Annotated in this window: 11 protein-coding genes and 3 pseudogenes; 2 read left to right on the top strand and 12 right to left on the bottom strand. The window is 47.8% G+C overall.

What is annotated here, in order from left to right; genetic code table 11:
* On the top strand, nucleotides 1-852 hold an 852-nt coding region (locus NNO08_RS08080), incomplete at its 5' end, for an acyltransferase family protein (RefSeq protein WP_271456509.1).
* A gap of 91 nt (nucleotides 853-943) precedes the next feature.
* Here the strand turns inward: NNO08_RS08080 and NNO08_RS08075 are convergent.
* The 3 genes and pseudogenes from NNO08_RS08075 to NNO08_RS08065 form a co-directional block, all read right to left on the bottom strand.
* Nucleotides 944-2,539, bottom strand: coding sequence for a phage tail protein (locus tag NNO08_RS08075; RefSeq protein ID WP_271456508.1), 1,596 nt, complete (start codon nucleotides 2,537-2,539; stop codon nucleotides 944-946).
* Nucleotides 2,536-2,628, bottom strand: a pseudogene (locus NNO08_RS08070) (hypothetical protein); the annotation flags it as partial. The pseudogene NNO08_RS08070 and the gene NNO08_RS08075, both read right to left, overlap by 4 nt.
* Nucleotides 2,625-2,789, bottom strand: a pseudogene (locus NNO08_RS08065) (phage baseplate assembly protein V); the annotation flags it as partial. The pseudogenes NNO08_RS08065 and NNO08_RS08070, both read right to left, overlap by 4 nt.
* A gap of 92 nt (nucleotides 2,790-2,881) precedes the next feature.
* On the opposite strand from NNO08_RS08065, the gene NNO08_RS08060 reads away from it, so the two are divergent.
* A complete protein-coding gene (locus NNO08_RS08060; protein WP_271456507.1) occupies nucleotides 2,882-3,640 on the top strand; it encodes a hypothetical protein in 759 nt (252 codons plus the stop codon).
* A 24-nt stretch (nucleotides 3,641-3,664) separates the two neighbouring features.
* On the opposite strand, the gene NNO08_RS08055 is transcribed toward NNO08_RS08060, so the two are convergent.
* From NNO08_RS08055 to NNO08_RS08015, 9 genes and pseudogenes are all read right to left on the bottom strand, one after another.
* Entirely contained in the window at nucleotides 3,665-4,093 is a 429-nt protein-coding gene (locus NNO08_RS08055) for a phage virion morphogenesis protein (protein ID WP_271456510.1), read from the bottom strand.
* 12 nt (nucleotides 4,094-4,105) lie between these two features.
* Nucleotides 4,106-6,013 (bottom strand): annotated as a pseudogene (locus NNO08_RS08050) (replication endonuclease); the annotation flags it as partial.
* Nucleotides 6,004-6,861 carry a DNA adenine methylase gene (locus tag NNO08_RS08045; protein ID WP_271456506.1) on the bottom strand — a complete coding sequence of 286 codons (858 nt, stop codon included), beginning with the start codon at nucleotides 6,859-6,861 and terminating at the stop codon, nucleotides 6,004-6,006. The pseudogene NNO08_RS08050 and the gene NNO08_RS08045, both read right to left, overlap by 10 nt.
* On the bottom strand, nucleotides 6,858-7,154 hold the full coding sequence (locus NNO08_RS08040; RefSeq protein WP_000178747.1) for a DUF3850 domain-containing protein: 297 nt from the start codon (nucleotides 7,152-7,154) through the stop codon (nucleotides 6,858-6,860). The genes NNO08_RS08045 and NNO08_RS08040 overlap by 4 nt, the downstream gene beginning before the upstream one ends.
* The gene (locus NNO08_RS08035) at nucleotides 7,151-7,378 is read right to left on the bottom strand and encodes a TraR/DksA family transcriptional regulator (RefSeq protein WP_000785513.1); all 228 of its coding nucleotides are present in this window, start codon (nucleotides 7,376-7,378) and stop codon (nucleotides 7,151-7,153) included. The genes NNO08_RS08040 and NNO08_RS08035 overlap by 4 nt, the downstream gene beginning before the upstream one ends.
* Nucleotides 7,378-7,611: a DUF2732 family protein gene (locus NNO08_RS08030; RefSeq protein ID WP_060855047.1), complete on the bottom strand. Its 234-nt coding sequence runs from the start codon at nucleotides 7,609-7,611 to the stop codon at nucleotides 7,378-7,380. Before NNO08_RS08030 ends, NNO08_RS08035 begins: the two co-directional genes overlap by 1 nt.
* 67 nt (nucleotides 7,612-7,678) lie before the next feature.
* Nucleotides 7,679-8,020, bottom strand: coding sequence for a DUF5347 family protein (locus NNO08_RS08025; RefSeq protein WP_000963480.1), 342 nt, complete (start codon nucleotides 8,018-8,020; stop codon nucleotides 7,679-7,681).
* Nucleotides 7,984-8,184 carry a phage filamentation protein Fil family protein gene (locus NNO08_RS08020; RefSeq protein WP_079836358.1) on the bottom strand — a complete coding sequence of 67 codons (201 nt, stop codon included), beginning with the start codon at nucleotides 8,182-8,184 and terminating at the stop codon, nucleotides 7,984-7,986. The genes NNO08_RS08025 and NNO08_RS08020 overlap by 37 nt, the downstream gene beginning before the upstream one ends.
* 7 nt (nucleotides 8,185-8,191) lie before the next feature.
* Entirely contained in the window at nucleotides 8,192-8,701 is a 510-nt protein-coding gene (locus NNO08_RS08015; RefSeq protein ID WP_271456505.1) for a phage regulatory CII family protein, read from the bottom strand.
* Nucleotides 8,702-8,705: the final 4 nt, after the last annotated feature.

Genomic DNA, 8,705 nt, shown 5'->3' with positions numbered 1-8,705 from the left:
TATTTATACTATGACAACATACAAAATAAAAGCATAACATTAAAAGCTTTTTTCGTTAAGAGATTAAGTAGATTATACCCTCTCTATTTCATTAGTTTTATATTAGTTGCTTTTTTACAGGCTTTGTTTTTCGAAACCCACAATTCTTATTTTGTTTATTATATGAATGACATTTATCATGCCATTTTAAATATATTAATGATACAATCATGGGGACTCGAAAGGGGTTGGTCATATAATGCACCAACATGGTCTGTCTCCATTGAAGTTCTTATGTACTCTATGTTTTTTATTTTTTGTTTATTTAAACAAAAAAACTCAATTACATTAATAGTTATAGTTTTAACTGCTTTTTTTCTCTATGGTATTAATAATGGCGTAATGATAGGTGTATTCTGTTTTTTCCTCGGAGGATTAAGTTATAATATCACACAATATTCAATTAGCAAAATTGGTTCGACATATTATTTTAGAGCGACATTGGTTTTCTCTCTATTGTCATGGCTATTTATTTCCATACTGCACATCGAAAACATATTCATTATCGTTTCTTTGGGGTTTGCACCAACTATATGCGCCCTTGCATCATTAAATGCATTAAAGCAAAACTTAGGTGAGAAAATTGAATGGGTAGGAGATATAAGTTACTCATCTTACCTTCTTCACTTTCCACTGCAAATAGTATTTGTCCTTTTTAGCGATCTCAATGGATATAATCGCGACATATTCAACAGCACATATGTCATGCTTATATTCTTCACGTTATTAATCACCATTAGCTATTTTTCATATAAATTAATTGAAATCCCAGCACAACGTAAAATAAGAGATACATTCCTTCGTGCAAATTAAAAATGCAACACTGATTTTTATAAGGTTAACTTAGAAAAATCAGTGTTATTTTGAAGCGCATGCACATCACATTTCAATCAAACATACATAATCAAATCGTATATCCATTAATAAATATCGATGCTGAGTGTTCTGTAATCGATGTCCCATTGGGATTTATATCATAAAAAATAGCCTGAGGCGTTGATAGAACTATTTCTGAGAATTCACCATAAATTCCTATACCATAGTTTCCTACATACCCTCCAATGGACGTATAGCCCGCCCCCCAACTTGTAGATGCTATATCAATCACAAGCCCACCAAATGAAGAATCGCTCCCTTCAATTGCAAATATTAAGCCATTCCCCGAAACTGTTAGAGCATTTAATGGAACTATTGATGCAACCGAAAGTTTCGTAAGGGCTGTAACTTGTGCTGTTGTAGTTATTACAGATTGCTTTTCAATAGATATTTTTCTTCCCTTTTGTATGCCTGTGACAAATTTTGATTTCGCCACCCGCCAGACACTGATCAGAGCGCTTGCAGTGAAACCATCTGGCAGTGATAAACCACCATAAATCTCCGGCATTATTGAACTAGTCGCGTCGACAGCGAGTAGTTCAATAGTTTCTGTCGTTGGGTTGTAAATTGCATACAGTGCAATAAAGCCCGATACCGAAGGTGCGCCAACATCCATTCCGCCAGCACCAACTGTTGCCAAGTTCACCGATTTACTGAATGAACCAAGCCTGTATTGCTGACCACCACTCTCTTCAACAATCAATTCATCTGCTGAGAACGTGGCGGTTGCAGCAGGTACCGTTACGCTCATCTTCGCGTTTCGCGATGTTCCAACAACACCAGAGAAAGATTCTCGCAATTGAAGGTTTTTGAGAAACTCTGAAACATCAGCAATGTCTTTTCCATTGGCTGCCTTGTCCATCTTTCCGGCAAGCGCATTTGTCATGGTGGTGGCAAAATTAGGATCGTTTCCCAGCGCCGCTGCCAGTTCGTTAAGCGTATCGAGTGCAGCTGGAGAAGATGCCACCAGTGCAGCAATTGCCGCCTGCACAAAAGCCGTGTTAGCAAGTTGCGTGGAATTATTGCCTGCCGCTGCCGTCGGTGCTTTTGGCGTGCCAGTGAATGTCGGACTGGCTTTTGGCGCATATTGCGTATGTGGATCTGCAGCAGCAAGATGTTTTGCCATCAGGTCATCCACATACACCTTAAGCTCCAGCACCTTGTCATCCACATATTTGCGGGTTGCCAGAACCACAGCAGGGTCAATTTTCAGGGTGATGTTATCGGTGCTGCTGGTAATCAGCACCATGCGTACGGTCTGCGTGCGTCCGCTGCCCTCAACGAGCTGCGGCTTATAGCTTTCCGGGCAATTCCCGACGGCAATCAGTGCGCCGTTTTCATCAAACAGGCCGACTTCACGAATCCACCAACCGCCCTCAGTTTCAGGGATCACCTGCTCAGCAATAATCTGGCTGCTGTTCTGCGGATCGATATACAGCATATTCAGCGCGGCGCGGCGCTTTTCTGCCACTAACGCAGTCTGTTGTGCGCTGGGAGTGGGCAGTGCTCCACCACCGTCACCCACCGCCATATGGGTAATTTTAAGCGGGATACCGAGCGCGGCGGCGCTAGCCAGTTTCGCCGCGCCGATATCCGTCAGCAGGGTGTAAAATTTTGCGCTCATGGGTTCACTCTCATCGTGTCAATAACATGGACCGCGCCGCCCTCATAAGCGGTGCCGCCGGAAATAATGGTTTCGTTGATATACGGGTACGGGCACCACCGGCACGCAGCGTCAACCAGTTAATCCAGTTAGTTTCAAGCTCGCCCACCTTTACCCGGCATAGCCATTTATCCCGATCCACTTCGGTCACTGTACCGGTGCGGATCAGGTTGGTGATAAGGCGCATGATTTCTGTGAGTTGTGCGTTCATCGAGTCAGGCTACTGACCATGAAAAAGCTGAGCCACTGGATAGCTATGTATCACCCATGGCACAATAGAGGTCTTATCTATAGGAATTGAAAATGAAAGAAATTTTAGAAATTTTAGCAAAAAAATTAATCGGTAAAATTTTTCCGGAATTTAGTAATAAAGTCACATGGTCATTAATAGCTGTTGGTTTAAGCATACTGTCATGGCCAACACCAACTTACATATTATTCTTAAATTTGATTATTGATCTCCTCAACAAGACAACCGGTTCTTCCATAAACCTCATTGATATCGGCAACATAACACCAAGCAACACTATTGCAGTAATATTAATCATTTCCGGATTGGTCTATCACTTAGCGATAAAAGCGCTACAACTGTATCCTGAAGTGATAATTGAAAATAACAAAAAAGAAGAACAAAACAGGAAAAGAGATGCAGATATAGAATTGTATAAAAATTTCATGTCATTATTACCACCAACCTCACTAATTATCGAATTTTTAAAAAATCATAATTTCGGTGCAACATTTCATCAAAATAGCGTCGAGGGTTTTGACAAGTTGCGTTATAGCTGGGGTCATGCTGATCAACATTTCCACAATCAAGAACTAGAAACCAAAGCTACCAACTTTTACAATCAAATGTTGGCATTTGATGAATTCTTATCGTGCAACACCAACCATATTGGTAACACGCCATATTCTAATATGCTAAGTCATAAAGATACGGATATGAACTGGACAGATGAAACAGAAGCTAAAGTCAAAAAAGCTAATGAATGGAGTTCAGAAATTCATGCTCTCTATAATGACTTCGTCATTACATGCAAAAATACACTAGCGGTGTAGCGCTAATTCTAGTAACTATAAACTTTAATTCATTAGCCATTGCATAAGAGCGTCCGTAATGACAATCTCCACCTCATCATTCCCCCCCAGCAGGCGGCGCTCTGCATAACGGACCTGTGGCCCCTTACGGCTGACTCGATCACGCAGGCCGAAATGGTGAACCCGCGCAATGCGCTGCACCTGCCCAGCAAACTCCACACTGGCAGAGTCAGCCGTTGCGGTGGTTTTCAGGTATTTTGCCGTGCGAAGCTTCACAAACATCTGGCGTTTGATGCGGCCCTTCTTACTGCGTGTCATTATCCGGCGCGGCTCGTATCCGCTGCCATCAGGGTTACGCTGCAGCCGGATATTGTTTTGCTGATTCCGGCGCAGATCCTGCGCCAGTTCAAGCATCATACGCTGACGTGCTGCAGGCTCCAGATTAGCCAGCAGCGCTGTCAACCACTCATCCACTTTATGCAGATTACCGTGATCGCCATAGGCGCTCGGTTCGTCGTTAAGCTCATAAGCCGTGCGGACAAGGTGATGTTTGCGGGGAACCAGCACACCGCCCTGCTTCATGATGTAGGTGGCAAAGCAACCCGCATCTGCAGCTGCCAGTACCGCATCCAGACGCGGATTATCCAGTACCGGCGCACCCGCTTTGCGTTCACCCAGCACTCTCGCCGCCTGACCAGCCAGCAAACGCAGCTCGCGGTATGCCTGACGACCCGGAATACCAAAGAAACGAAATTGCTGGACACGGTGCAGTGACGCCCAGGCGCTGACATGCTCGGCGCTGTCACGCAGTGATCTGCCGGTTTCTTTGCTGATTTCTTTAGCCAGCCCGCGCCCGTCGATGTTCTTGCTGATGTATTTGGCGATGTAGCTTGTCGGTGTGCCCTTACGCGGGTTGATTAGCTCGGACTTGAAGCGCGGTCCGGTATTGGTGCCCAGCTCCTCGCGGTCTTCACGGATGGCAAACTTACGCAGCAGCGCGGTGATGGAACGACGGTCTGTTGTGCGCATAAAGCACAGAAGATGCCAGTGCACAGTGCCGTCATGGTGCGGCTCTGCAACGCGGACGCCGTACCAGCGCAGCCCAGCTTTGTGCATGGCCTTGCGGAAAGCGGCGAACGTATCAACCAGGTAGTCACTGCTCTGCCGGACCGTGGCGCTGGTCCATTTCGGATTAGGTCTGCCGTTGTTGAGGGTTGCGTGGAAGCGTGACGGGCAGGTGATGGTATAGAACACGGCGCAGTCTCCGCGCATTTCCGCGATCAGCTCCAGCCCTTTAACACAGGCCATCATTTCATTACGGCGGTGCGCCGGGTTGCTGTTGCTGGCGTTCACCACATCTTCCATATCCAGCGTGTCACCGTCTTCGTTGACCAGTTCATGCGAGCGGAAGAACTCCAGCGATTTGCGGCGCTGCTCGCGTTTGTGGATCACGGCTTCATAGCTGACATACGGGGACGCTTTCTTGTTGACCAGGCAGACGGCGCGCAGCTGCTCCTCTCGCCACTCGCAGCGCATCTGCCACAATTTGCGATACCACCAGTCCGCGCACAGCATGCGCGCCAGCGACGGTGGGATCAGTTCATAAGGCACCGGCTTGCGGCGGCGCTTTTTGCGGCGCAACTGCTCAAAGGCAGGCGGGATGACCTCAAGGCGCATGGCTTCTGCAGCAACCCTTTCCCATGCCTGGCGGATTTCTTCTGGTTTAACATCGTCACTGACAAACAGATCACCGCAGGCCGCATCAAGACACATGCTCATATGTGCCGCAACCAGCGTGGAAAGGCGCTTGACCTGCTCCTGATTCATTTCAGGCAGTACAAGCAGCCCCTCCAGCCCGTCCTGGCTCGCCATGAACCGGAAAGACGCAGACACCTGGCTGTCACGCACGCGCTCCAGCCGCTCCAGACAAGGCCTGATTGTTTCGCGCAGATAGCGGGAATAAGCTTTAGCCCTGCCCAGGCTATGGAAGTATTTAATCCGCTCCAGCAAAGGCTTGCTGATATGGGCAGGCATGGCGCTAACATCGGCAATAATCACCAAATCGGGATTAACGCGCTGCTGTTCGCGGGCCATTTTGGCATGGCTAATCAGCCGATCCTGCTCCATTTCACGCTGGACAGGATCGCGGGATTCATTAAAGAAATAGCGTTCCCAAACCTCATCACTCAGCGCCTCACGGCGCAGATGCTCCTGCTCGTTATCCGCAGCATACAGAGTGATGAGGTTTGAAAGCGCAGACTCCGGCGCAACGTCCGCCGGGTCCAGATACGGATTAACCGCTTTTTTTGGGGTATTCCATGGAAAGGCCACGGCGGCCTCATTCGAGCCGCCGGTGGTTTGTGCATGATGTAATGTGAATTTACTCACTGCCACGCCCGCACCTCAGTTTCCACCGAGATATCAGGACCAGACGCCAAATCAACACCAAACCAGCATGCTGATTTTGTGGCGATGATTTCTACTGCAGTTTTACTATCACCGGCAGCCACGCCCATGCTGCGCTTAGCGGTGATACGATGGCGAGTAAAATCACGATAAAGCGAACGGGTCAGAGACGTATCGCTGTTGGACACGATAACCGGATGACCTTCTGATGACCGGCGTTCAAGAATAGACGCCAGATGGTACTGATCATCCTCTGTAAAACCAGCTGTGTGATATCCGTTAAACGTGCCGTCATATGGTGGATCGCAATAGACAACATCACCCGTTTGCAGCAGTGCCAGTGTCTCGTCATAGCTGGCGCAGATAAACGCTGCGCGTTTTGCTTTTTCTGCAAATGCGCGTATTTCAATTTCAGGGAAGTACGGCTTTTTATAATGTCCGTATGGATTATTATATTCACCCTTCTGGTTATAGCGGCAAAGGCCACGATAGCCATGGCGATTTAAATATAGAAAATATGCTGCTTTTTCTACTTCATTAATAATAGAGTAATTGAAATGCTGGCGAACACGGTAATACTGAACATCCGAATTAAAATCTTTAAATAACTCCTTCGCTATCTGAATGACAGCCTCATGGTCTTTCTGAATCATCAGATAAAGATTAATCAAATCAGGATTAATATCCGCGACAAGATAATGAGGATAGTCTGTCGCCATCATCACAGCACAGGAACCCGCGAAAGGTTCAACCAGCCGCGGGCCAGCAGGAAGGTGCTTAATCAATTCCGGCATGATAGCGGTTTTATTTCCCGCCCATTTCAGGATAGTGGTCATATAGCTCCCCCTGAAATGACATAGGAGAGAGCCTCAAGCGGCGTTAATGAGCGAATAGAAAGAATTACCCATTGCCCTTCCACTGCCACAACTTCATTAATCGGCAAAGTGTGGGTAATAACAGCGGCCCATTCCCGACCAGTATATGAACCGTGTTTCCATTCGCAGAGAGAAAGGACATCACCTACTTTGTAGCCGCGATCATCTTTGCGAAGCTCTGCCTTTTTGCTGCCAGCGACTACGGCATTAAAATACTTAGGTGCAATTTTTATCTGATGGATGCGCATAGTCATACTGCACCTCCGTTATAGTGTTTACCTTTCAGCTCTGCGATTTCCTGACAAGTGACACAGCACTGCACGCCCGGAATGGCGCGACGGCGTGCTGGCGGGATCGGTGCATCACAATCAATGCAGAGCACACGGGAAACGCCCGGCGTTCTGTTGCGGGCGGTGTGGATGTGGCGCTGACGTTCTTCTTCAACGCGCTGCTGTACAAGGTCCATTGAATCTGCCATCAGTGGATCTCCTGAGCTTCGTTCTGAATGTTTTCAGCCGCAATACGCAGCAGCTCCGCCGCTTCAATGTGGTTAAGCTGGCGTGACGTGATATGGCAGGCCAGGCTATCAAGACGGGCAGCCATTGCCGCAGCACGTGCCCGGCGTTCTTCCATGCGTGCATCAGTCAGCATCTGGTTAAGGCCAGCATCATCTGGTCCTGTTTTGGTAATACGGGTTTCAATATTTCGCATTGTTGTTTCTCCTGAATTTGGGCAATAAGAAGCCCGGCGGGTTTACGCCTTTAATTTCGGTTGTGGGTTAATTCGGCATGGCTAGCCGATTTGGAAATAAACTCACCACTGTACGGAAATGGTTCATTGCTTTAATCAGCTCCCGCTTTTCGTCAGTCGTCAGTTCACTAACATTGACGCTATGACGTTCCGCCGGAATCTTTGCCATAAAGAATATTGCGGCTAGTGCGCGTTTATTCTGCTCATGGTTAATATCCCGCTGGTCCCGCATATCGCTAATAAAGCGCTCCAGTTCTGAATCAATATTTAAGCCAAACACTTTTGCCCTTAATTCCGCGATGTGGTTTAACCCATTAAGGCGGAGGCCAGCGCTTAGCGGAACAGTCGCAGCATCGCCTTCAATAGCCATGGTTTCCCCTGCTTTTTAGTAGACAGTTCGTCCAGCAGCGCATCCTGAGAGCGGCATGGATGCCAGCGCTTGCCATCCTTCCCCATAATCCAGCCATGACCGCAGTGCATTGCAGGACTTTGCTTAACGAGCAGTGATGCAAAAGATGGTTCTTTTGTCAGCATAGCCACCTCAGATCAGACCGAACGAAGCGCCTAGGCCCGTCACGGTATCTACCGCGATTGCCATCGCCGGATTCGCCTGCAAACGTGCATGCAATGAAACTGCAGTGAGTGCCATAAGGCGCGTAACAGAGTTGATGCTATTGATCACATCGCGGCGGCCTGCACTGGTTTTCACATCACCGGATACTGCGCCTGCAGCTACACGCCCAATCTCCGCCGTAGCGTTCAGTACGTAGTGAGGCATTTTCTCGCTGGCTACCTCATTCAGAGGTACACAAGATAGGCAATGAATCTGTGCCAGAAATCCGTCAACCAAAGTTGGATCTTCCGTGAGATCGGTCAGCAACCATATGTCCGGTGCAGTCAGCTGGTGTGGTTGTTCCGGGTTTAGCTTGTTGCGGAGAATCTGGACATTCATACCTGCACGTTCTGCCAGCTTCGCCATGTTATGACGCAAGGCGAAAGCACGGCAGGCTTCATCGAAATGCGGGTGTTTGGAAACTCGATAGTCAAACATAGCA

The sequence above is a fragment of the Citrobacter sp. Igbk 17 genome (assembly GCF_028069775.1).
In the GTDB taxonomy this organism is placed as follows: Bacteria; Pseudomonadota; Gammaproteobacteria; order Enterobacterales; family Enterobacteriaceae; genus Citrobacter.
Note: the sequence above shows the minus strand (reverse complement) of the source record. Positions and strands in the feature narration are given on the sequence as shown.

What these genes read in the sequence shown, in the direction of transcription:
- NNO08_RS08075 (WP_271456508.1), bottom strand. Translation starts at nt 2,539, where the DNA reads ATGAGCGCAAAATTTTACACCCTGCTGACGGATATCGGCGCGGCGAAA.
- NNO08_RS08060 (WP_271456507.1), top strand. Translation starts at nt 2,882, where the DNA reads ATGAAAGAAATTTTAGAAATTTTAGCAAAAAAATTAATCGGTAAAATT.
- NNO08_RS08045 (WP_271456506.1), bottom strand. Translation starts at nt 6,861, where the DNA reads ATGACCACTATCCTGAAATGGGCGGGAAATAAAACCGCTATCATGCCG.
- NNO08_RS08040 (WP_000178747.1), bottom strand. Translation starts at nt 7,154, where the DNA reads ATGACTATGCGCATCCATCAGATAAAAATTGCACCTAAGTATTTTAAT.
- NNO08_RS08035 (WP_000785513.1), bottom strand. Translation starts at nt 7,378, where the DNA reads ATGGCAGATTCAATGGACCTTGTACAGCAGCGCGTTGAAGAAGAACGT.
- NNO08_RS08030 (WP_060855047.1), bottom strand. Translation starts at nt 7,611, where the DNA reads ATGCGAAATATTGAAACCCGTATTACCAAAACAGGACCAGATGATGCT.
- NNO08_RS08025 (WP_000963480.1), bottom strand. Translation starts at nt 8,020, where the DNA reads ATGGCTATTGAAGGCGATGCTGCGACTGTTCCGCTAAGCGCTGGCCTC.
- NNO08_RS08020 (WP_079836358.1), bottom strand. Translation starts at nt 8,184, where the DNA reads ATGCTGACAAAAGAACCATCTTTTGCATCACTGCTCGTTAAGCAAAGT.
- NNO08_RS08015 (WP_271456505.1), bottom strand. Translation starts at nt 8,701, where the DNA reads ATGTTTGACTATCGAGTTTCCAAACACCCGCATTTCGATGAAGCCTGC.